This is a genomic window from Anaerocolumna sedimenticola (assembly GCF_009931695.1).
Classification (GTDB): Bacteria; Bacillota; Clostridia; order Lachnospirales; family Lachnospiraceae; genus Anaerocolumna; species Anaerocolumna sedimenticola.
Window position 1 is genome coordinate 5,259,838 of the sequence record NZ_CP048000.1, and the last position, 22,246, is coordinate 5,282,083.

The following is a 22,246-nucleotide window of genomic DNA, read 5'->3' on the forward strand; positions in this document are numbered from 1 at the left end:
GCTTTTCTCCTCTTATATTAATTCGCGGGAACATCTTCGAGAGTCCATTTAATCATCCCTTCATAGGTTCCGACTCTTGCCGTACCGGCACGTACTTTCAAGAGCAAACCGCTATTATCGTTCCATGTATCTGAGATGCTGATTGTATTATTGTTATCGCTTAAACATTGGTAAATTACGGCTTTCTCATTTATCAGAACGGTCTCATTGCCTCCTGAAATATAAACCAGTGCGTTCACCAGGGTGCTATCTTTATCAGCATTGTAAAGCGGTGATTCCAATGCTGCCGTTACTCTCCAGGTTTTCTTACTAAGCCTGGTATCCTGGACAGCCAACCTGGCATCCAATGCTTTTACTCCATAGCATTGATCAAGGGAAGAAATTCGTATATTTTCACCAAAGGAAATTGCTGCAGGAGCCGATAAAAATGTTAATTCTGAAGCGGAAACGCTGATTAAATTTGATGCACCGCTTATATTGTTTGAAGCATCAACTGCTTTTGCATAATATTTATCTCCGGAAATCAATATTACCTCCGCTGGAATGGAAATCGAAAAATTTCCGTTACCATCCGCAGTCCCTATAGCAACCAATGTTCCGCCTTCATTATAAATATTAACAGTAGAATTAACCTCTGCCGTCCCGGTAAATGCTGTACTTGTCGTACTTCCAAATTGTAATGGATCTAATACAGGCGGGTCCGGAGCAACTTCATCTAATACAACGGTTGATGTCGTACTATCTTTACCATTTAAATACGCATAGGCAGTTATAGTTTCACCAGCGGTAAGGTAACATCCGTCATTTAAAGTAATGAAAAAATAACCTTGCGCATTCGCGATTGCATGATAGAATTTTGTATCAGTATCAGCTTGTCCGGGAATAACTCCGGCAGGAATATTGGGATCTCCTGACAGCAGAACATATGCACCCGGGTCTGCGGCTCCGGTAATCGTATAACTGTTTGGCTTTGCAGTATCATTCGTTAACGGATTAAGAGTTATTCCGACATCCGGAATTAATTCGAACAAAAGACGTTTCGTGTAGATACTTGATGAATTAATCGCCTTAAACGTTTGTATAAAATCATTGGCAACAGCACCGGATAGTGAACCGGCTATAACGGAACCGGTACTTGTACTTACAACAGCGCCTGAATAAGTTGCTGTCATATCGTAGATTGGTGCCCAGGAATAGGCTGCATTGTCGTCCCCGCCAGATGTCCATGTGTTGCTTATCCAAGCACTCACTTTCTGAACATCGACAACTAATTTACCAGACATACGGATAAGCCTGCTGCTTGATGAAGTATTATCTAGTTGTAAATTCACTCTTTTTGCATCCGCGAATTGGAATAAATTGTTACTTCCAGCTAATTGAATGATATTTCTGGCGCCTGTTCCATCCACCTTGACATCAAAAGTGCCTTGTTTCCCAATCTTGAAGGTATTATTACCTTCCGCATAAATAGCATCCAAAGTAGAGCTTCCCTGATTTCGAAGATTCATATTAACCACCGCTCCATCTTGCACGATAAAGCTGGTACCGGAACTCAAATAAATCCCTGCTCGTGTTGACAAATTTCCGTTAATATCAATATTCAGTTGTGCACCGGAACTGATAAGAACGCTGGAACCAGTATTCACCACCTGGATCGCGGGTCTGGCATTGGTTGTCGCGGCATCATTATGAATATTAAGCTGCGCACCATCTTTTATAATCAAAGAACCTTGGACATAAATTGTATTACCATTAGCTTCGTAATCAGTACCAGGTGCATATAAATCAACAATAGCACCTTCATTAATCGTCACTTTTCCTCCTTGGTAAAGATGCCAGGCACCGGAATTAACCGTTCTGCCGATATATCTGGTCCCAGCCTCGATTGTCAGATTGGTTGCTTCGAAGTTCGCTTGCCCGGAGGCCTGAGTAGATCTGACAGCTGAAGTTATCGGGCTTACATAAGACGTCATCTGCTCACAAACGATATTTCCGGCATAAGTAAGGTCAGCATAGTAAGAAGCTGTAATTTGTGCCCCATAATAGACAACATCTTCGTAGCGAATCTTACCGTAGCCCTCGCCCCTGTCAGCATAATGGGACCATAATAATTGGTTCCGTATATTATGATGTTATAAAGTGTTATATTCATGGGATATGCTTCACTTACAGTAAACGATGGACAAAAACCGGTAAAATCAACGATATGTCCATTTCCATTAATAACCAGATTAGGTCGAATATAAGTAGTATAATCTGGTATTACATTACCATAATTTAATGAAAAATCAGCAGTAATATTAATGATAGAAATTGTTTTATCCCGCAAGGCTGTAATAAATGTTGCTTGGTCATAAACATCAGCTGTCACTGCAGCTTTCGCCACTACTTCAGGTATTGCCGAATCTGCGCTTATTTCCTTGGTTTGAATTTCTACTGCCTCTTGTGTTACTGTTTCATCCATCTGAATCTCATCCGGCAAACTTTCTTCTGTTTGAGTTTCTTCCATTATATCGCTTTCCGGTGGTATCCCTTCCTTTATTACCTCTTCTGCCTTTACAGCTTCTGTTATTACTTCTTCCGCTTGTGTAGCGGCATCAGAAGATGAGATATCAGAGGAACCCATTTCATCGGCAATAAAATAATTATTGAAAACATCAGAATACGCAAATGAAAAAGATGGTGGTAAACAGACGATTATTAAAACAATAGAAGTAACCAATTTAAAAAATAAAGAAAATAGTGATTTCAAAGTTTTCCCCCCTCTGCTTATAGAGTTAATTACTACTAATAATTACTGCTTATTACTATGATTTTCATCCCGGTTTCTTTTGAATATATACTTTACTTCGTAAGTATAATTTGTTTAATTTATTTTGGGTGCCTGATGCTCCGAATCCATCTTTTTTTGTATCGAATGCAATACTCACATAAAATATCATTGTCAGCCGTTATTTCCGGAGTACATAAGAGCACAAAAGAACATAATCCTGCATTAATGTGATATCACTGCCGGATAACAGAGTTAGAGCAGCGGATAGTTTCAATTTAAACATCTGCTGCTCTGCATAATAGAATAATGGATTAACGTTCTAGAATTGCTTTAATGAAAGGCTATACCCCTTGAAGAATCTCTTTTACCTCATTTTTAATATGAATTTTTTATTTGTATGTAAATAAAGTTAAGCTTCCTTATTTGCTGCTAAGGTCATATAATCACAGAAGATAACTTCAACTTGATTCCCGCTTTCCAGTAACTGTTCTGTATTAACCGGTTCCTTTATCTGCTTGTGAAAGCCCTCACCATAGGTGAGAATAACTGGTATATACCTGCTTTATATATCACAGATATTTTTGCTTTTTAATGCGGTAATAAGATTATCTTGAAGTGATTCAAGGAAGTTGTGTACCTGACATACTTGTTTATCAGCAGCAAATCTGCTGCAACACCTACCATTTTCCAAACAACGATTGATGTGGATTTGACCTTCCATGGCCTCGATAATATCGTATAATGTAATATCTGCGGCATCTTTTGCCAAAAAATATCCTCCGGCAGACCCTTGAACAGATTTTATGAAACCTGCTTGTCTAATTCGTGAAACAACTTTTATAAAGTAGGCGTAGGTAATCCCCAATTGATCTGACATCTCTCTTGCGGTAAGGAGTTGATTCTGATGTTTTGCTAAATAACAGACAATCCGTATAGCATAATCGGTTGTAATTTGTAGCTGCATATTATTTCTCCTTAATAAATGATTAATAAATTCTTTGTCGTAAACCACCTTTTTAAATATAAAGACATGTTAAATTATAAGCAATACATGTGTAAGAAATATAATATAAATATTACAACTACTTCCATACCTAAATATATTACCTAAATATATTTTGCCGTATATATAATCTGAAAAGCCTGACCACAAATTTTTTCCATAGTATCAGTGTTCCAACTGCTCCCTTGTCCCTTAATAATTGAAACATACTCCTATCTGAATATGCACCCTTATCTGATGTTTCCAGATTTCAAAATAGCAAATTTCTTTTATCAGCAAAACCTTTCGGATATTTCTTGTTATATCGCTGTCCGACTCTTATATGGATATCTATAAATCAAATTGCAATATTTATTCTCTCATCTTCTGGTTGTCATCACATTATTATATAGTCATCGTACTTTTTTACTATCCCTCTATTCTAAAGGTTTTGCTATATATCTGTAAGATAATAATCTAAAATAAAACATTGAGGTAACTGCAGGTAATAACTTACATTATTCGACATGTAAAGTAATGATAAAATTATTAATTTTTTTAGGAGCATAAATGTTCCCAATAAATGTTTTTTAGTCCCCAATTATAATTATGTGTTGCAGTCTGTATAGTAGAATGGAATCAAACGTAAAAGCAGCCCTTTTGTTGTATCTTTCTTCTCCAAGGATACAATAAAAGGGCTGCTTTTACACTGCGCCATGTTTTGAAGCACTTAAATGATACGGTTCACTGTAACGTGTATAACGTAGATTATTTCTTAACCAGGCACAAAACATAAAGAAAAATGGTTGTCTTCAAGTGAATATTTTTTACCAGTAAATTACTCGTCAAACGTTTTGAATGAGGGTTCCCCAATCTCAATAATATGCAGATCAGGGTCATAGAACCTAAAAACATTCTGCCCCCAAGGTTGTTTTTCTATTGAATGGATAAACCGGATATGATTCTCTTCCAATCTGGCATATATTTTTTCAATTTCGTTGCACTCAAAATAAATATCAATATTATTCCTGCCTTGTAAATCTGAATCTCCTTTTACTTCTCTTTTAAATATCGTGTTTTCCAACTCTTTGGCCTGATGGAGCGCAAAATTTCCTTCAAAAAATAAAAAAATTTTATGGTCTTGAATAATTTTTATTCCCAGTAATTCAGCATAGAATTTCCTTGAAACCTCAATATCTTTTACAAAAATTACAGTATGGGCAAATTTTACTCTCATAGCATATCTCCTCTAAATCCTTCGATATAAATTCATCACTTCTTTGAACCGTTGCAAGCCGTCTTCAATTACCTCCCGATTTAAGTTACCAAATCCGAATATCAGTGTATTCGTTTCTTGAGACGGATTTTGTTGGTAATCCGTTAGCAGGTCAATGGATAGGCCATTTTGCAAAAGTATTTCCGCAAAATGCTCATCAAATCGATAATTCAGAAAGGTGACTGCAATATGGAGTCCTGAATTTTCCCCATTGATACTGATTTCATCCCCAAAAAGTTCCCTAAGCCTGCTTGTAATATATAACATTCTGCTTTTGTATATCTTCTTCATTTTAAAGATATGTTTCGTATATTTGGAAGAAGCTATAAATTTATATAATGCAATCTGATTTACCAGGTCATTACTTTTTCTCAGTAAAGCTCTCAATTGCCTGGCCTCCTCCAGCATCGTTTCCGGTATTACCATATATCCCAATCGTAAGGCCGGTATTAAAGTCTTACTGAAAGTACCTAGATGTAATACATGATCAGGGGCAAGCTGATATAACGAGTTAACCGATGCTCCTTTATACCGGAATTCACTATCATAGTCATCTTCAATAAGGAAACTATGATTTCTTAGAAGCCAGTCACAGATGATTTTTCTTCTTTCAAAGGATAGCGTTCCGCCCAATGGAAACTGGTGTGAGGGTGAAACGCATATTACTGAACCGTGTTCATCCTGAAGTTCTTTCACAGATATGCCTCCCTCATCAACTGAAATTGTTTTCATATGATATCCCTGCAATCTAAAAATATCAGGAATGAAAGGTACCGTAAATTCTTCGTATATAAAGTTAGGACATCGGTTGCGAAACAAAAGTGACAGAAATTCGATTGCATCCGATGTGCCCGAAGTGATAAAAACTTGGGAACTGCTACAGCAAATACCTTTATAATTCTGTAAATAATCTGCTATCTCTATCCTGAGAGGCTTATAACCAAGAATGTGGCTATAGCCACATTCCTGGGATGTCATATCAAACATACTCTCTTTTAGAAAACCAGCCCACACATTCCGCGGAAAATTACTCAGATCAGGTATCCCGCATTCAAATGAAATAACATCACTTATCTTAGCGGGTTGATAAATCTCTTTTATGGTTTCTCGATTAGGAATCGGTTTGATTTCAACGGAGGAAATAAAAGTCCCCTTTCCCTTAACGACTTCCAGATAACCCTCCGAAATTAACTGCTCGTATACCTCTACCAGTATATTTCTTGCAACACTGAGGGAATCTGAAAATATTCTGGTCGAGGGTATTTTTTCACCAGCTTTTAACTTTCCAGTAACAATATCATTGATTATCGTATCATAAACCTGCTTTTTTAAGGGAATTTTCGAATTCCTATCGATTTTAATAAACATATAACCTCACTAATTTATGCTTTTATAATTTCATTTACTTCTTCTACCTGTTCCATCGTTAATGGTCCGAAATCAAGTGCCTTGATATTATCTTCGACCTGCTTTACATTCTTGAATCCAGGAATCGGTACCATATACGGGCTTCTTGCCCAATTCCACGCCAACGCTCCCTGCACCATGGTACGCCCACCAGATGTGATAATCTCTCTAATAGCTTCCAGTTTACTTAGTAATCGGCTGTTGGGAATTCCTTGATCAAAGTAAATCATCCAATCCAATGATCCTGAGCGAATATCGTCTTTAGGCAATTTGCTGTTTAAGTCGTACTTTCCCGACAGTAAACCCATTGCTAATGGCTGTCTATTTAACCCCATAACCTGATGTTCGTCAATGAGCTGTATCATTGCCTCATTATCTGCAAATATATTCAAGTCAAATTGTATAGCACTGCATGCGGGATACTTTAAAATGGCTTCCGCTTTTTTTGGAGAATCCGTACTCCAACCATAACTCCGGATATCGCCTCTTTCCTTAAGAATTTCAAGCGTTTCTACTACGTCATCAATTTGATCCAATTCTACCGACTGTAAATGGAGTTGGTAAATATCAATGTAATCTGTACGAAGTCTTCTTAGCGAATCATGGCATTCGGTTATAATAGAATTCCTTTCAATGCTTTCTCCCAATCCTTCTCTTTTAACCTCATCACAAGGACATCCAAACTTAGTCGCTATCAGGATTTTATCTCTCACATCATGTAACGCTTCCCCAAGTACTTTTTCACTATGTCCATAACCATACGTGGCAGCAGTATCGAATAATGTGATTCCCCTCTCATAAGCGTGTCTCAGTGCTTTGATTGATTCTTGATCGTCTACAACCGACCAGCCAAGTGGAAGATCTTTCGGTCCCCACGCACCGCCGATAGCCCAGCATCCCATACCAAGTGGTTGTATCTTTTGATTTAGTTGTTTGATATTAAGTTCCATCTTCTCTCCTTATCTCCTAATTTTATATTAAGTTATATAACTTATTAACATAATAGAACCGATTTCTGGTTTGTTCAAGGTCCACATTTTAAAGTATTTAAAGGAACCACACGATAAACTTTCCTGGACACCGAGGCAGATGGATTATATGCATAATGTAAATTTTTATATTACCGTTTGATTCTCCTCTATCAGTTTTTGAATAATTTGTAATCCTCTTTCCAGTTCGTATATTGTTGCAGGCGAACAGGTAGCCACACGAATAGCAGAAATACCAGAAGTGTTTCCAACTGCAAAACGATCGGAACATAATATCCTTACACCCCGGGTTTCAGCCTGCATTTCAAAGTTATATCCATTGACGCCAGCAGGAAGCCATAACCAATGAAAAAAGCTGTACGGATTCACCGATGTATTTACTTTGAAATACTTGCTGTACAATTTGTTTCGTTCCTCTGACAGCATACATTTCTTATTAATAATCTCGCAGGCGGATCCACTTGCAATTAACTCGCTCATAATTTCCGCATTAAGAAGAGGAATTTTTAAATTAATGTTATTGGTCGTTTTAATAAAAATTTGCTGCAAATGATATGGAACCACTAAATAGGCTATTCTCAATCCGGCAGATAGAGATTTCGACAGGCCATGCACATAGACTGTATTCTCAGGTATTAACGTCATCATAGGATTAATTTTATCGTCCATGATAAATCCATAAGTATCATCTTCGATAAGCAGCATTTCCTGCTTACTTATGACACTGCTGATTGCTTTCCTGCGTTCCAACGGCATAGCAACCCCCGTTGGATTCGTACAGGATGGCATTAGATAGATTCCTTTTATATCAAGCAGCCTGCTTTGTTTTTCCAGCTCGTCCGGCAGCATCCCCTGTCTGTCTGAAGCAATCGGTATTAACTGAATATTTAACTGTCTCGCAAGGCTAATAAAATTAGAATAGGTAAAAATATCAGTAGCAATCTTGTCACCGGCTTTAAACAGTGACAATAATGTAATAAGAAGAGCATTTTGTGTACCAGATGTCAAAATTATATTCTCAGCTAAAACATCTATCTGGAAATTCAAGAGCCACTTTTGTGCAATTTGTCTATGATGACTCTGCCCTAAAGTATAACCAAATTCAAACAGTTTTTCAGATTGTTTTCTTTGTAATATGGCTCTTGCCGTTTCGGTCACAATAGCATTGAATTGATAATAGGGTTGTATAGAACCAAGTTCTATAAAGTCTCCTTCCTCCCGCATGTATGTATTTGATAAGGCCGCATTTGGGGAAACAAACGTCCCTTTTCCAATCGTTGCATAAATCAAACCTTTCGTTTCACAAAGTTTAAAGGCACGGGTAATTGTACTCAGATTCACATCCAGATAATCAGCTAATTCTCGTTGGGGCGGCAGCTTCGTATTAGGATATATCCTATGGTTTAATATATCCTGTTCCAAAAGCTCCGCAAGGGAAATATAAATCGGAAATTTCAACATAGCCCGGTTTGGTCTCCATGTCATCGGATAATCATCGAATGAATTAACAGGCATGACATACCTCCTCATATAACATTGTCTTGCATACATTATTGCGTTTGAAACCAAACAATGTCAATGATAATATTTATTTTGTATTGATTGTATGTATTTTAGGACCTTATGTACAGCCAATCGAAACGAAAGGAGACTATATGAAAGATTTAACACAGGGAAACGTATTTAAAACTATTTTCTATTTTTCACTGCCTATTCTGGCAGGCAATATTTTTCAGCAGCTTTATAACATAACAGACAGCATAATTGTCGGCAATTTTTTAGGAAAAGAAAGCCTTGCAGCAGTAGGTTTCAGCTATCAGATCAATTTTTTATTAATTGCCCTTTCAATGGGAATCTCATTAGGCGCAAGTGTCCTGATTTCCAGGTATTATGGTGCAAAAGAGCTTCAATTGGTGAAAAAGGTTGTTGACACCGGCTTTTTGTTTTCAATAATTCTATCAATTATCATTTCGATTTCAGGAGTCTGTCTTTCCTACAAAATATTAGTGTTTTTTCAAGTTCCTGAAAATCTTCTTGCCATTGCAAATACATATTTAAAAATTATATTTATTGGTGTAATCCCTACTTTCGCCTATAATTCCTTAACTAATATTCTAAGAGGTGTCGGTGATTCCAAAACACCAACCAATATTTTAATTATATCAACGTTTATCAATATTGTTTTGGTTATTCTCTTTGTCAAGGTAGTACGGCTGGGGGTGGCCGGTGCTGCTATTGCAACTGTAATCTCACAGTTTTTTTCTTTTATCGTATGTATGTTGTACATGGTACGCCGCTATCCGGAATTATCTATCCACTTTTTTAGTCTGCAGTTTGATTGTCACGAATTAAAGAAAAGTGTGGTAATTGGAATGCCCGCCATGCTTCAGACGGTATTTATCAGTGTTGGTTTTATGACCATACAGTATTTAATCAATGGTTTTGGAACTGACTGCATGGCTGCATTTGCTGCCGCTTCAAAAGTAGATTCCTTTGCAGAAATGCCCGCTTTGAATTTAGGGCAGGCTATGACAAATTTTACAGCACAGAACTTTGGAGCAAGGAAAAAAGACCGGATCATCAGGGGAGGAAAGTCTGCACTAACCATGGGAATCAGCATATCCGGCCTATTATCCATTATAATATTCCTGTTTCCGTCATTCTTTATCTCACTATTTAACCGCGACCCGGGCGTTGTCCAAATTGGAATCGGTTATTTGCGAACAGTATCCGTCTTTTATCTGGTTTTTGCTGCCATGCAGATATTAAACGGTCTGCTACTTGGTTATGGGAAATCCTTTGTTCCAATGCTTGCATCCATTGGTTCCCTGTGCCTTTTGCAAGTCCCTGTGGCAATTCTACTATCAAGAACAGACCTAATCTATAATGGTATATGGATTGCCGCACCTGTTGGCTGGATTGGCGGGTTGCTGATCCGTTCCCTGTATTTTCGGTACATCGCTAAGAATTGTTAAAAATACCACAGGATATGTTACATATACTATCCTCAACTTAATTAAATTGGTTATATCCATAATATCACACTTATTTCCATTTTTCTACAAAAATAAGTAAATCTTGAAATCTGAGGATAAATCTTACTAATGGTTTCGTATTATATTGAACTCTTCAGGGAAACATATTCATCAGTTAATAAACAACCAAGTACTTCGGTATAAAAGTGGAAAAGAGGTATAAATGAAATTGGAACTTTTAAACAAGTTTATTGAAACAATAAAATTTCAAAGCAAACATCCTCTTCCCCTGACCGTGGAAACCTTTAAAGCATTGGCCGATGCTGTAGTTCCTAAGACTTCGGAGCTTTCCGTTGGAGCATTAAAATTGCACACACAAGATTATTTAATCTGGACTTTAAATCATTTCGTAACACTGGTATTCGTGAAAAAAGGGATACCTGTTCCTTTGGCCAATGCAACAGCAGATATGCTCAATATAGCTGCTAATGAGTTAATTAAAAAGGATGGGAATATAAAACCTATCTGCTCTGATGTAATATCTGAAAAAGGTGCTTTTGCAGCTCTTGAACCAAATGACCGTATTCGTGCCATATCTCTATTGGAAAAGCTGCAATTAGACCTTACAAATTTACCGATTCCCTTTTACCAAAATAAGGGTAATGTACTTGCTGTCACACGTTTATTAACCTCTCTGACCACTTTTGGTTACTATTCTGAGTGGTCCGCTTTTGATTCTACGCGTTTCGTAACACCGGAGAAACGTATCATAGAGGAATTTCCTGCAGGTTGGAAAGAAGTGGGATACCCAGGGATTTCCAAAGGTTATCATGCTCTGCGGGGTTATTTATTTGATCAATTTGAAGAACAGGAAAAGCAAGAATATGACGACTAATGCGGATGTGATAATCATAGGTGCAGGCGGGGGCGGCCCCGTAGCTGCCAAAGAACTTGGTGAAAAGGGAATAAAAGTTTTATTGCTGGAAGCAGGACCATGGTATGGAAATAAAAAATGGCCCCATCCAAACCAGGAGAGAGGTGCCCAAAGCGATTCAAATCCTGACAATTTATCTAATAGGATTTTACAAAACTGTTTTACAGATTATGAAAGTGATATGAATGACACTGTGGCTGGAAAATTCCGTTGGGGTTCTGCCGATAGAAGCAGAGCTCCGTGGTTTCGGGATATTCCCCAAGGGGGATTTGCCTGGCAGATTTCAGGAGTAGGTGGAACTACACTCCATTACCTTGCCAATTCACCACGGGCATTGCCATTGGCAGTGGATGGTGCCTGGCCTATTTCTTATCGAGAGTTAATTCCCTACTACGAGAAAGTCGAAGCTACTCTTCCGGTTTCCGTTGCACCCATAACTACGAAAGAGGAACTATTTTTTTATGGTGCAAAGAAAGCGGGATGGACACTTTTAAAAACCCACGATATTATAACACCGGGATATCAACCCCAGCCCAATGCAATTTTACCTCCTGATCCTGATATCAACAATCCGGATTTTACATTCGATGGAAACAATCCAGGTTGTACGTTAAGAGGTCATTGTATCAATGGATGTAATATTGGACCAACTGTGGAAAAAGTAGCCAAACGTTCAACACTGGTGAGTTATATTCCTCTTGCCCTTAAAACAGGAAATGTAGAAGTTAGACCAAATACCTTCGTCACAAAAGTATTAACCGAAAATGTAAAAGAGGGTTTAAGGGCTGTCGGCATTAAGTATAAGGATACCTGGACAGGTGAGACCGGTGAATTAAGAGCAAAGGTCGTGGTCTTGGCGGCAGGAAGTATTGAAACACCCCGGTTATGGCTGAATTCAATGCTGCCAGGTAATCCATGGGTTGGCAAAGGATTGACAAATCATTGGAATGATATTGTTTCTGGTATATTTGACGAGAAAACGCTAATGAATATCGTAGAGGTACCCAGTACAGAACCATGGATAGGGCAAACTTCAGCAGCAAGATTTGTTTATCCGGGGCTGGGAATCATTGAGGGATTAGGCTTAAGCCCGGGATTTCACTCCTCACTATTATATACTTTGGGTAAAAAATACAATTTTTTACGTAAGCCTGAGCCGAATGAACCCTGGGATATGAAAGGCAGAGTTGTAGGTCAAGAACTTAAAAAATATATGCTGGAATATCCGAGAACCTTAAACATGTTAATCCTTACTGATGATGAAGTTAATCAAAAAAATGGAGTTGACCTTAACCCTATTCTAAAGGATGAGCATGGTTCCATCCCTGTGATTAAGTACAAACCAAGTAAAAATGATAAGGAAAAAAGGGATAGATTGGCCCTTATTGCAGCAGATATGTTAAAAAAAGCAGGCGCCAAGAAAATTCTACGTTCCGATGCTTTACCCAATTTATATGCCCATATACACAGCACCATGCGAATAGGGTTTGTTGTCGATACGAATTGTGAAGCTTTTCAAGTTAAAAGATTATTTTTAGCCGATAGCAGCGTTCTTTATAATAGTCTGGGAGGATCTAATCCAACGCTTACTACCCAGGCCTTGGCTGTGCGTACGGCTGAAAACTTAGCAAAAAAATATTTTGGTTAACATAAAATAGCATCAGCCAGCCTTGTTATTCCTTCTTCAATCTGTGATATGCTCAGTTCTCCATACCCCAGTACAAGCTGATGCTTATGCTTTCCTTTCCGGTATGAATAGTCCTCAACAAAATCCACATCAACCTTTGCCTGGCTGAGCCGCTCAAAATCCATCTCACTTAAATTCCGATCAAAGCTGATCAGAAGATGAAGACCTGCATTTTCTCCCGATATTTTGATGTGGTCGCCAAATGCTTTCATTAAGCATACTATCATATGCTTTCTTTTTCCTTCATATAATTTCTTCATTTTATAAATATGCCTGTCCAAAGACATGGAATCAATAAATTCTGCCATAGCCATCTGTTCCAATGAATTTACCCATATATTTGCTGTTTCCATCTGCTTCACCACTTGATCACGGATTTCATCGGGGACGATAAGATATCCCATTCTAAGGGATGGTGTAAATATCTTACTGAAGCTGCCGAGATAAATGACTCGGTCCGGCTGTAGATTTCGCAGTGGTTGGATTACCTCTCCCTGATACCGGAATTCGCTGTCATAATCATCCTCTATGATATAAGCATTATGTTCACGGGCATAGTGTATCAATTCCACACGACGCGCTGCCGGCAGTACGCCTCCTAATGGAAACTGATGGGAGGGTACAACATAAATGAGGCCGGCTTCCGGTATCGATTTCAGCTGATTAACCTCCATTCCCTGCTGATCCACATCAACCGGACATATTACATATCCGAATTTTTCGAAGGTATTCCTGACGAAATTGATGCAGGGATCCTCCATTATGATTCTGTTATCCCTGCTTAAAAGCACCGGTGCGAGTACCTCCATACCTCCGGAAGCACCCGGAACAATAATTATCTGATCGAAATCACATTGAATCCCTTTTACACGATAAACATAAGAACATATCGCTTTCTGAAGCTTTATATTTCCCGCATAGGATCCATATCCAAGGGTATATTGGTCGGCATCCAAACAGTTATTCTTCAGTATTTTAGCCCATTGGCTTTTTGGAAATGCATTACTGTCAGGATTACCTGCATTAAATGAGATTATACCCTTCTGCAAATTATGATTTTTGATTTGCCTGTCTTTGTTCTTTCTACTGCTATCCGGCAGAATACCGATTACCGATACATAGGTGCCGGAACCTAAGGTACTATTAAGATACCCTTCAGCAACTAGCTGTTCATAAACCTGGATAATCGTATTGCGTGCGACACCGAGTTCTTCAGCCAGTCTTCTCGTCGGGGGCATTTTCGTACCGGAAGGAAGCTTTTTGCAAAGAATCGCATCCCTGATTTGGTTCTCTAGCTGTCTAGCTATAGAAAGAGGTAACGTCCTGTCTATTTCAAATCCATATGTCATAAGTAACCTCCAAATTGGTTCTTAAAAACTTCTATATTATTGGAGCTTTCTGGTATTAATTTTAATTATATAATAGAATTTAGTAATATTCAATCAATAATGTTTTTATATGAAACCAGCATTTATTTGTATGGATTGGCATATAACGGCACGTATTAATCTATTTAACAGGAGGTAATTTTTATGAAACAGGTATATTTAGGTAACTCAATGGAAAAAGTAAGCGAATTCTGTCTTGGTTGTATGCTTTTAGGAACGTCCGTAGATAAAAATGTTTCCTTTCAGATTCTCGATCATTTTCTGGACCTAGGAGGAAATTTTCTGGATACGGCAAACTGCTACGCCTGGTGGGTCGGAACCGGAGAATACATCGGTGATGAAAGCGAAAATATTCTTGGGCAATATATAAAAGAGCGCGGCAACCGAGACAAGATATTTCTTGCAACAAAGGTAGGCGCAAGACTAAAAGATCCATATACCATCCGGGATGCGAATGGAGCTACGGAATGGGACAGGGTAACAAAAGAATATGAGGGGCTTTCCGCTGCTACCATCCGCCGGGAGGTTGAACATAGTTTGAGAAGGCTGAAAACAGATTATATCGACCTTTATTACACTCATGTATTTGACAATAATATTCCCCAGGAAGAAACCCTGGATACTCTGAATTCCCTTATAAAGGAAGGCAAAGTCCGTTATATCGGAGCAAGTAATATTTCAACCAATCAACTGATGGAAGCAAAGAACATCTGTGATATCAAACATCTAACCCCTTATCTGGTGCTGCAGCAGGAATTTTCATACCTGCATCCTAACAAAGATGCCGACCAGGGAATTACTAGACATGCTGATGAGGAAATGTTTGATTTTGTAGAGAAAAACGGCATGGCATTCCTGGCATACTCTCCCCTTCTAAAAGGAATATATGGCGATTATGAAAGAAAAAATAATTATTATAACTGGAGTCATTTTAGTTCAGAAGAATCCTTCCGTAAATTAAAACTGGTGGATGATCTTGCTGCAGACCTTGGCATAACGGCCAGGCAGCTTGTTCTTGCATGGATGCTGAAACTAAAGCCTGCAATCATCCCAATACTGGGCTTCAGCAGGATGGATCAGTATCTTGAGAATATATCGGCTTCAGATATAAAATTGACTGAGGAACATATGGCTCTTTTGGGAAGATGACATGCCCTGATGGCAATCAGATATAAATAATGAGAACACAGCTTTCAGCGTTTCTTTCGGCTCTCTCAAGTTGAGAAAAACGGGCAGGTGTGGTGAAAAAGGGCTGTTGCAAAATTCAAAATATAAAGCATATGCTAGACACAAGTTTAGTAAATTGACTATTTGCAACAGCCCCTTTCTCTTATATCTATACTGCTCTTGGCTGTCTGCCATCAATATCAGTAATCCCATACCTTAAGCCTATTTCTTCCGTGCGTAAAACCTCACCGCTCTGCTCAATGTTACTTTCATCCTGCTCCAACGCCGCAATGCAGCGTCCGACAAACTGCGGTGTTTCCATTTCTTCCGGACGAAGTGACGGGTCATATTTTGACAATTCAATCATTCCCTCTGTCCGTACATTTCCAGGATAGATTGAAAACATCTTTACCCCGTATTTTTTTAGTTCATGAGAAGCATCGGAGGTAAACTTGTCTATTGCTGCCTTAAACAAACCATTCGAAACATTTAACCAGTATTTTTTAGCACTAATGTAAGATATGTTTGCAATTAACCCACTGTGCTGCTTCACCATCATCTGAGCCGCATAACGGCTTGCAAGATAACTGGATCGTAATCCCACCGTATGAAGATCATCGTACAATGACATTGGTTGTTCCCAAAACGGCGTTTGAAAGAAATATTCATTCATGATATGGTCCGCAGCCGCCCACGCATTATTCACCAGAATATCAATTCTTCCCTGTTCCCTCTGAACCCGTTCAAACAGCTTTGTAATCTCCTCATCCTTTGAGAAGTCACAGCGATGAACAATTCCGATACCGCCTAACTGATTCACCTCATTTGCCGTTTCCTGTATAGTGGTATTCTTTAAAAAATCAGGTAATCCCTCGGAGCTCACCGTTCTGCCTGTTACATACACGGTTGCTCCATATTCCGCCAGTCCTAAGGCCACTCCTTTTCCAACTCCTCTGCTGGCACCTGTTATAACTGCTATTTTTCCTTCAAGATTATACATGATACATCCTCCTTAAATCGTTCCGATGCGCTGCAATAAAAAAAGCCATAATATCGATAGCATCTAACTTTAAATGTTATCCATATTATAGCTTATTGTTTCTTCTCTATCATGATGTTTTTTGCTGTTTTAATCCGGTGCCTTGATCGGAACCAGAATGTTTACATCATTACTGTCGTTTAGATTAAAAATGTTCAGCATACCGATTCCATTGGAACTAAGTTCAATTTCTTTCAGCATAATCCACCTGTACAGGTCCTCAACAAAAGTATTTCTTATCCTTAACATATCACCATAATAATGGAAACAAGCGTACCAGCCTTCCGGGAGATTACGTGGTTTTAATCCTTTGACTCTGTCCTTTTGCGATATATGACCACCAAAAAAAACCGTGTATTTTTTGCTTTCATCCTCATGACAGTTTACCACGCCGAATAATTTCCTTTCAGCCAAAAATTCTGAATATTTTAACGCAAAGCTGCTTCCCGTTGAATTAAGTTTATGCTCAAAGTTAGCATTATTTTCATTTACTTCCGTATATACACCATAGATATCCGTGCCTTCCAGGTACAAGAATGAATTTTTTAATGCAAAGGAACCTTTCATGTTCATAATATCTCTTACCACAACATTAGCCTTTTCTACCATATTAATTGGTATGAAACCTTTTCGATATACAATGGGAGCGATACCGAATTGTTTTTTAAATGCCCTGCTCAGTACTTCTGGACTTTCGTAGCCATAATCCATAGCTGCCCTTGTTACTGTGCAGTCTGAGACTTTCAGTTTTTCCGCTACTAATGTCAGTTTTCTCCCTTGTACATACTGCTTTATGCTGCAGCCAATCATGATTTTAAAAATTCTGCTGAAATGAAATTCTGATAAATAGAATTTCTTTGCTATTTCCTGTACCGACAAAGGGTCATTAATGTTGTTTTCAATATATTCAATAACCTCATTCATAAGCTTAACATAAGAATTCATCTGTATTCTTCTTTCCATGGCGGATAAAATACTGTACTACCCAATATACAATATATAATATATTTTTTTAATATTATTTTCATTCTATTCCAAACAACTCTGCCGGATTATCATATAAAATTGCTTTGCCGATTTCACACGCTTTGCTGACAGAGAACAGTCCTCGCCGGACTTTTTCTGAAAGCACCTCAGCGATATTTCTGCGTGCAATATATTGATGTCCGTAAATACCGTCTACGAAGCAATAGTCGCCTCCAAAACCGTTTATTTTATTATACGGTAAAAATTCCAGCCACTCACTGAGTATGTTTCTTGAAGCAACCGGCGATACAATATGCGCCCAACACATATCAATATAAACGTTCTTAAACATCTTGCACATAACTCCCAGCTCACTTTGATACGGGTAGCCGATATGGAAGATATCAAATTTCATATCAGGGTAATCCATAAAGATACGGTTTAGTAATCCGGGATGGCTGTTGGACAGGATATTGCCATGCCCCTCCTGTATTCCGGTGTGTATCTGCATGACCATACCTCGCTCCTGCGCAAGGCTGATAATGTAATGAAACATATAGTTTGAAAAATCAATATCACATTCAAAGCTATCTGATGTCTTATCGGTTTTTTTATTGTTCATGAGCTTATTAAAGCCTTTTTCAGCAATATACTTTTCTGTTCTTGCAAAGTCTAATGAACGTGAATAGGCGAGCGAACATTTAAGTATTTTGCTGGACTTCAAAAAATTATCAATTCGTTTTTCACACGCATGAAGATAATCATCTAATGTACTAATACTGATGCCTGCTTCTTTTTCCAGATCAACTATCTCCTGATAGCTATATGGGTAAACCATTGGCCGTATAAAATTCGCCATAATAAAATAATCCTTGTCACATTCTCTTTCACCAAAGCGGTCAAGTATTGCAATCTTGATTTTAGATTTTTCCTTAATTATTTTATGGTAATGCTGCTGGTTAAAGGTTTCCAGATAACGCCTGTTAAGCTCTTCGATGCTGCCTCTGTTAATTTCATCTATTCCGTAAATATCTCTCGCAGCGAATGCCACAGCTTGGCCATATCCTGTAAACTTGCTTTGTTCCCAATATTTTTCAATGCAATTCCATTTTTCCATAACGGACATTTCTTTACCACGCACCTTATCAAGCTGCTTTAATGGCAGTCCAGCGGTTACAAGGTCAACACTGAAATAATGGGTCAGAAACTCGCTGATTACGTCGCCCAGTTCTCTCTGCGCTTCAAACGGCATAAGATGCTCATGTGTGTCAATAATTTCAAGACTGTTTATATAATCCAGTATTTCTATGTTCAAAAGATTCCTCCAATATAACAATATTTATTAAAAAATCCAGTATTTATGTGGGGTTGCATGCTGATATACCCGCAATATCAATACTACTGCCACAACGTGCCTTGTGGGGATAAAAAATATGATATCACTTACTCCTTATGGTACAAACCCGTATGTCCAGTTAAGATATACTCTGCACTTTCAGCAATAGGACGAATTGCTTCCACACTTTGCATATCCTGGCGATGATTCATATTCATCATCCAAAGAAAGGGCAGAAAACCGCCTTTTCTTGAAAGGCGCAGCAGGTCTCCTGTAACAAGAATACGATTGTCAATCAGGTAAGCCGCTGAACCTGGCGTATGTCCCGGCACAAGGTGAAGCTTTATTGACACACCTCCCACAACAATTGTTTCACAATCGGCCATCGTATGATAAGGCAAAAAAGGTTTGTTATGCATAAATCCACGCCGCGCCGTTTCGCCGTTTATCATTTGTTCCTCCCCAGCGGATAGATACCGCTTGGCTTGAGGAAATGCCGTTAGACCGCCAGTGTGGTCATAGTCGGTGTGTGTTAGAAAGACATGTGTTACCAAATCAGGTGATATTCCCAATTTACGCAAGCCGCGCCCGGCAACGGCCGGATTCATGCCGGTATCGAACAGCACTACACTGTCCGCTGTTTTCAGAGCGTAGAAATTTACAAAACCACATCTGACTGCGAAAATGTTATCTGCAATTTTTTGTGTCGGGGCCGGACGAAAACGGCTGAAAATAAATACCAAGAGCACCAACACAGCTCCAAAAATAATATAAGAAATAATAGGTACCGCCTCCTTTACTATACCTTTATTTGTATTGGAATATGCAAAGGGAAATTTGATGGTTATTTTATTGATTTCTCATTCCGTCCCGTTTTGCATCTAAAAATCATCTCTTTCATTTTGTCTTCAGCCATTCCAGAACTGGCTCAAGATTTTCCTCTTTTACACCATCAAAACCGTTTTCAATGATCGTGATGGCTTCTTCGAGTCTTTCATCCTTGTCCTTGCGGCTTTTAAGCATCTTTAAAAACATGGACAGCATGATTTTATCCGTACCCTTTAACTCTCTCAGGGGAAAACATCCGCCACGCAGATAAAAAAATGGTATACCTTTAATCTTATTCCTTGCCGCAACTGTTTCGGTATCGGGCTCAGCGGTTCGTCCGGTGCCTGATCCACAAACAGCTTTGATGTTATACTTTCGCAATTTATCAAGCCCCTGTATCTTCCCGGCTTTCATCCAGCCAAGAAAAATGACTTCCTCGTCTTGAGTAATCCTTGAAAGTTCCTTTACTCGAAAAACCCTTAGTCCCGTCTTGGCAGCCAGCATATCGGCATACCTCTTTGTAAAACCCGTTTTCGATTCATAAACAATTAACATTATATTTTTAACCTCCCTTTCCTTCTAATTTCCCTAATTCCATTATATAACATTCAATCAAAATTACAAACAATTAATCCAAATTTCTACAGGTAAAAGTTCGCATTTCCTTATGTAAGAGCCAGAAGGCTTACTAAAGTTGATGATATTAAGAAGCAAAGTATACTCTGTACTCAATAAAAATAAGGGTTCCCCGGCACTAGAACCTCTGCATATAGTCTACTGCAAAAATTCCGGCACTTGGAAACCCTTTGTATTCTAGCACTTATATCCCCTTTTGCGGAGTATATCAGCTAATTACTTTCAGTTTCTCAAAATCTTCTCCATTGGCTTGCCTTTTGCCAATTCGTCCACCAGTTTGTCAAGCCACCTGATTTTCTGCATGAGCGGGTCTTTGATTTCCTCAACGCGGTATCCGCAAATCACACCTGAAATTTTGGAGGCATTCGGGTTTATCTGCGGGGCTTCGTTAAAGAAGGTTTCGTAATCGATATTCTTCACAATTTGTACTTGCAAGCCAGAATCATCATACCCCGTCAGCCAGCAAATCACAGCATCAACCTCGGATTTGGTGCGTCCTTTGCGCTCCGCCTTTTGAACGAGTAGCGGATAGACGTTCGAAAACGCCATCTTATATACGCGCTCGTTTGTCATAAAGTGTCACTCCCTTTCGCTTTCTACTTTATTCTACACCATATGATACCGGTGATGAATTCTAATTAATTGCTTTCCAAGCGGCAGCGGAATCGCTCCCTTGGAAATCTTATATCCTGTAAGCCGTTCCGCACTTGCCGGCGTAGCTTCACTGCAGGATTACAGCACTTCGGGCATTTCCATATTTCACCCGCGCTCCTTGTTATTATGCCACTGATACCTACTTGATAATCACCCACCGATGACTTACCAATAATAAAGCTATAAGTAACAAAACCAAAATGGTGAATACCGCGGCAAGTACGCTGATAACCTTATTAGTCCTGCCTTTCAGAGCCTTGGAGAACAAGGCATAAATACCAATCCCGATTATCCCTCCGAGCGTATTGCTAAACACGTCGGTGATGTCGGCTCTGCCGATAGCAAAAATAAATTGTATTATTTCAAAGACAAAAGTCAAGCCAACAATAATAAGAAGCTTTTTCACAAAAGACCACGGGGCTTTAAGCATACAAATATAGACTCCCAAAGGTATGAACGCAAGAATATTCATTATGATTTCGGCAAAGCGAATAACGCCGTTATCACCAAAAGACCCCAGAAGCTGGAACACTAAACAAGACCACATGGTCAAACAGTTTCGAACTCATACTATATCCATAGGAATATATATAATCACAATAAACTTTTTATGGCTCTCGTTAAAACAGTATCCCAAGGTCTTGACTCAATCACTCTAATACCATTCTGATTACAAGTATCTGCTATCCACTTCTCATATGCGATACTTATTTCGGCTCTGTAATGTTGTAATTCGCCACCTTCTCTTGATAAATAATTCTCCACTATTTGATTTATGTCTGATTCAATCACAAAAATTGATTTTACCTCAGGATTCTCGAAAGATTTTGTAAATTCGGGATAGATAAAATCGCCTTCAATAATAATAGGTAATTTATCTTCAATATGCCTGTTAACAATCTCTTTCAATACCGGAATCATTTCTTTGCTTACACCAATCAACCAGTTTACATTGCCGCCAACTCCGATATCTCTCCAATTTACACCAGTATTCCAATAATGTATTGCAGGAAAACTTTCCTTTGTTGTAACCGTTTCTACAGATAGGTGAATATCATCTACTTCCAAGACATTCACACCATAGAATCGAGCAATTTCATAAGCTATGCTTGATTTACCTGTTCCCGAAGCTCCACCAATAAATAAGACGGTCCAGTTTCTATCATTATTCACATCTTAACCCCTTTACAAATTCTTATTTACTAATTA

Annotated in this window: 20 protein-coding genes; 4 read left to right on the forward strand and 16 right to left on the reverse strand. The window is 38.6% G+C overall.

The genetic code is table 11. The annotated features are described in order from the left end of the window. Positions 1-17 precede the first annotated feature (17 nt). From Ana3638_RS23410 to Ana3638_RS23440, 7 genes are all read right to left on the reverse strand, one after another. A complete protein-coding gene (locus Ana3638_RS23410; protein WP_161840186.1) occupies positions 18-1,973 on the reverse strand; it encodes an Ig-like domain-containing protein in 1,956 nt (651 codons plus the stop codon). Next, positions 1,970-2,752, reverse strand: coding sequence for a pectate lyase-like adhesive domain-containing protein (locus tag Ana3638_RS23415; protein WP_161840187.1), 783 nt, complete (start codon positions 2,750-2,752; stop codon positions 1,970-1,972). The genes Ana3638_RS23410 and Ana3638_RS23415 overlap by 4 nt, the downstream gene beginning before the upstream one ends. A gap of 583 nt (positions 2,753-3,335) precedes the next feature. Further along, on the reverse strand, positions 3,336-3,737 hold the full coding sequence (locus tag Ana3638_RS23420; protein ID WP_161840188.1) for an RrF2 family transcriptional regulator: 402 nt from the start codon (positions 3,735-3,737) through the stop codon (positions 3,336-3,338). An 856-nt stretch (positions 3,738-4,593) separates the two neighbouring features. Beyond that, positions 4,594-4,992, reverse strand: coding sequence for a VOC family protein (locus tag Ana3638_RS23425; RefSeq protein ID WP_161840189.1), 399 nt, complete (start codon positions 4,990-4,992; stop codon positions 4,594-4,596). Positions 4,993-5,004: 12 nt separating this feature from the next. Then, a complete protein-coding gene (gene pdxR / locus Ana3638_RS23430; protein WP_161840190.1) occupies positions 5,005-6,399 on the reverse strand; it encodes a MocR-like pyridoxine biosynthesis transcription factor PdxR in 1,395 nt (464 codons plus the stop codon). 14 nt (positions 6,400-6,413) lie between these two features. Then, positions 6,414-7,388, reverse strand: coding sequence for an aldo/keto reductase (locus Ana3638_RS23435; RefSeq protein ID WP_202621532.1), 975 nt, complete (start codon positions 7,386-7,388; stop codon positions 6,414-6,416). A 165-nt stretch (positions 7,389-7,553) separates the two neighbouring features. Beyond that, the gene (locus Ana3638_RS23440; protein ID WP_161840191.1) at positions 7,554-8,942 is read right to left on the reverse strand and encodes an aminotransferase-like domain-containing protein; all 1,389 of its coding nucleotides are present in this window, start codon (positions 8,940-8,942) and stop codon (positions 7,554-7,556) included. Between the two features lie 140 nt (positions 8,943-9,082). On the opposite strand from Ana3638_RS23440, the gene Ana3638_RS23445 reads away from it, so the two are divergent. From Ana3638_RS23445 to Ana3638_RS23455, 3 genes are all read left to right on the forward strand, one after another. Beyond that, on the forward strand, positions 9,083-10,402 hold the full coding sequence (locus Ana3638_RS23445; protein WP_161840192.1) for an MATE family efflux transporter: 1,320 nt from the start codon (positions 9,083-9,085) through the stop codon (positions 10,400-10,402). Between the two features lie 223 nt (positions 10,403-10,625). Then, complete coding sequence (locus tag Ana3638_RS23450; protein ID WP_161840193.1) at positions 10,626-11,297, forward strand: hypothetical protein; 672 nt, start codon at positions 10,626-10,628, stop codon at positions 11,295-11,297. Continuing rightward, positions 11,287-12,984: a GMC family oxidoreductase N-terminal domain-containing protein gene (locus tag Ana3638_RS23455; RefSeq protein WP_161840194.1), complete on the forward strand. Its 1,698-nt coding sequence runs from the start codon at positions 11,287-11,289 to the stop codon at positions 12,982-12,984. The genes Ana3638_RS23450 and Ana3638_RS23455 overlap by 11 nt, the downstream gene beginning before the upstream one ends. Here the strand turns inward: Ana3638_RS23455 and pdxR (Ana3638_RS23460) are convergent. Next, entirely contained in the window at positions 12,981-14,372 is a 1,392-nt protein-coding gene (pdxR, locus tag Ana3638_RS23460) for a MocR-like pyridoxine biosynthesis transcription factor PdxR (protein ID WP_161840195.1), read from the reverse strand. The genes Ana3638_RS23455 and pdxR (Ana3638_RS23460) overlap by 4 nt on opposite strands. A 183-nt stretch (positions 14,373-14,555) precedes the next feature. On the opposite strand from pdxR (Ana3638_RS23460), the gene Ana3638_RS23465 reads away from it, so the two are divergent. Continuing rightward, positions 14,556-15,560, forward strand: a complete 1,005-nt coding sequence (locus Ana3638_RS23465) for an aldo/keto reductase (RefSeq protein ID WP_161840196.1) — start codon at positions 14,556-14,558, stop codon at positions 15,558-15,560. Between the two features lie 187 nt (positions 15,561-15,747). On the opposite strand, the gene Ana3638_RS23470 is transcribed toward Ana3638_RS23465, so the two are convergent. The 8 genes from Ana3638_RS23470 to Ana3638_RS23505 all read right to left on the reverse strand — a co-directional run bounded on the left by Ana3638_RS23470 (position 15,748) and on the right by Ana3638_RS23505 (position 22,210). Beyond that, complete coding sequence (locus Ana3638_RS23470; protein ID WP_161840197.1) at positions 15,748-16,578, reverse strand: SDR family NAD(P)-dependent oxidoreductase; 831 nt, start codon at positions 16,576-16,578, stop codon at positions 15,748-15,750. Positions 16,579-16,707: 129 nt separating this feature from the next. After that, positions 16,708-17,562: a helix-turn-helix domain-containing protein gene (locus tag Ana3638_RS23475; protein ID WP_161840198.1), complete on the reverse strand. Its 855-nt coding sequence runs from the start codon at positions 17,560-17,562 to the stop codon at positions 16,708-16,710. A gap of 79 nt (positions 17,563-17,641) precedes the next feature. Further along, positions 17,642-18,898, reverse strand: a complete 1,257-nt coding sequence (locus Ana3638_RS23480) for an amidohydrolase family protein (protein ID WP_161840199.1) — start codon at positions 18,896-18,898, stop codon at positions 17,642-17,644. A gap of 128 nt (positions 18,899-19,026) precedes the next feature. Then, positions 19,027-19,668: an MBL fold metallo-hydrolase gene (locus Ana3638_RS23485; RefSeq protein ID WP_161840200.1), complete on the reverse strand. Its 642-nt coding sequence runs from the start codon at positions 19,666-19,668 to the stop codon at positions 19,027-19,029. Between the two features lie 148 nt (positions 19,669-19,816). After that, positions 19,817-20,302 carry a flavodoxin domain-containing protein gene (locus Ana3638_RS23490; protein WP_161840201.1) on the reverse strand — a complete coding sequence of 162 codons (486 nt, stop codon included), beginning with the start codon at positions 20,300-20,302 and terminating at the stop codon, positions 19,817-19,819. A gap of 303 nt (positions 20,303-20,605) precedes the next feature. Beyond that, complete coding sequence (locus tag Ana3638_RS23495) at positions 20,606-20,956, reverse strand: DUF2200 domain-containing protein (protein ID WP_161840202.1); 351 nt, start codon at positions 20,954-20,956, stop codon at positions 20,606-20,608. Between the two features lie 220 nt (positions 20,957-21,176). Continuing rightward, positions 21,177-21,467, reverse strand: a complete 291-nt coding sequence (locus tag Ana3638_RS23500; protein WP_246240561.1) for a VanZ family protein — start codon at positions 21,465-21,467, stop codon at positions 21,177-21,179. A gap of 164 nt (positions 21,468-21,631) precedes the next feature. Continuing rightward, positions 21,632-22,210, reverse strand: a complete 579-nt coding sequence (locus tag Ana3638_RS23505; RefSeq protein ID WP_161840203.1) for a hypothetical protein — start codon at positions 22,208-22,210, stop codon at positions 21,632-21,634. Positions 22,211-22,246 lie beyond the last annotated feature (36 nt).

Bases quoted from the DNA above. Each gene is read 5' to 3' on its own strand.
- Ana3638_RS23465 (WP_161840196.1), top strand. From the start codon at position 14,556: ATGAAACAGGTATATTTAGGTAACTCAATGGAAAAAGTAAGCGAATTC.
- Ana3638_RS23425 (WP_161840189.1), bottom strand. From the start codon at position 4,992: ATGAGAGTAAAATTTGCCCATACTGTAATTTTTGTAAAAGATATTGAG.
- Ana3638_RS23435 (WP_202621532.1), bottom strand. From the start codon at position 7,388: ATGGAACTTAATATCAAACAACTAAATCAAAAGATACAACCACTTGGT.
- Ana3638_RS23495 (WP_161840202.1), bottom strand. From the start codon at position 20,956: ATGACAAACGAGCGCGTATATAAGATGGCGTTTTCGAACGTCTATCCG.
- Ana3638_RS23420 (WP_161840188.1), bottom strand. From the start codon at position 3,737: ATGCAGCTACAAATTACAACCGATTATGCTATACGGATTGTCTGTTAT.
- Ana3638_RS23490 (WP_161840201.1), bottom strand. From the start codon at position 20,302: ATGTTAATTGTTTATGAATCGAAAACGGGTTTTACAAAGAGGTATGCC.
- Ana3638_RS23470 (WP_161840197.1), bottom strand. From the start codon at position 16,578: ATGTATAATCTTGAAGGAAAAATAGCAGTTATAACAGGTGCCAGCAGA.
- Ana3638_RS23450 (WP_161840193.1), top strand. From the start codon at position 10,626: ATGAAATTGGAACTTTTAAACAAGTTTATTGAAACAATAAAATTTCAA.
- Ana3638_RS23410 (WP_161840186.1), bottom strand. From the start codon at position 1,973: ATGACGTCTTATGTAAGCCCGATAACTTCAGCTGTCAGATCTACTCAG.
- Ana3638_RS23445 (WP_161840192.1), top strand. From the start codon at position 9,083: ATGAAAGATTTAACACAGGGAAACGTATTTAAAACTATTTTCTATTTT.
- Ana3638_RS23500 (WP_246240561.1), bottom strand. From the start codon at position 21,467: ATGCTTAAAGCCCCGTGGTCTTTTGTGAAAAAGCTTCTTATTATTGTT.
- Ana3638_RS23475 (WP_161840198.1), bottom strand. From the start codon at position 17,562: ATGAATTCTTATGTTAAGCTTATGAATGAGGTTATTGAATATATTGAA.
- Ana3638_RS23440 (WP_161840191.1), bottom strand. From the start codon at position 8,942: ATGCCTGTTAATTCATTCGATGATTATCCGATGACATGGAGACCAAAC.
- pdxR (WP_161840190.1), bottom strand. From the start codon at position 6,399: ATGTTTATTAAAATCGATAGGAATTCGAAAATTCCCTTAAAAAAGCAG.
- Ana3638_RS23455 (WP_161840194.1), top strand. From the start codon at position 11,287: ATGACGACTAATGCGGATGTGATAATCATAGGTGCAGGCGGGGGCGGC.
- pdxR (WP_161840195.1), bottom strand. From the start codon at position 14,372: ATGACATATGGATTTGAAATAGACAGGACGTTACCTCTTTCTATAGCT.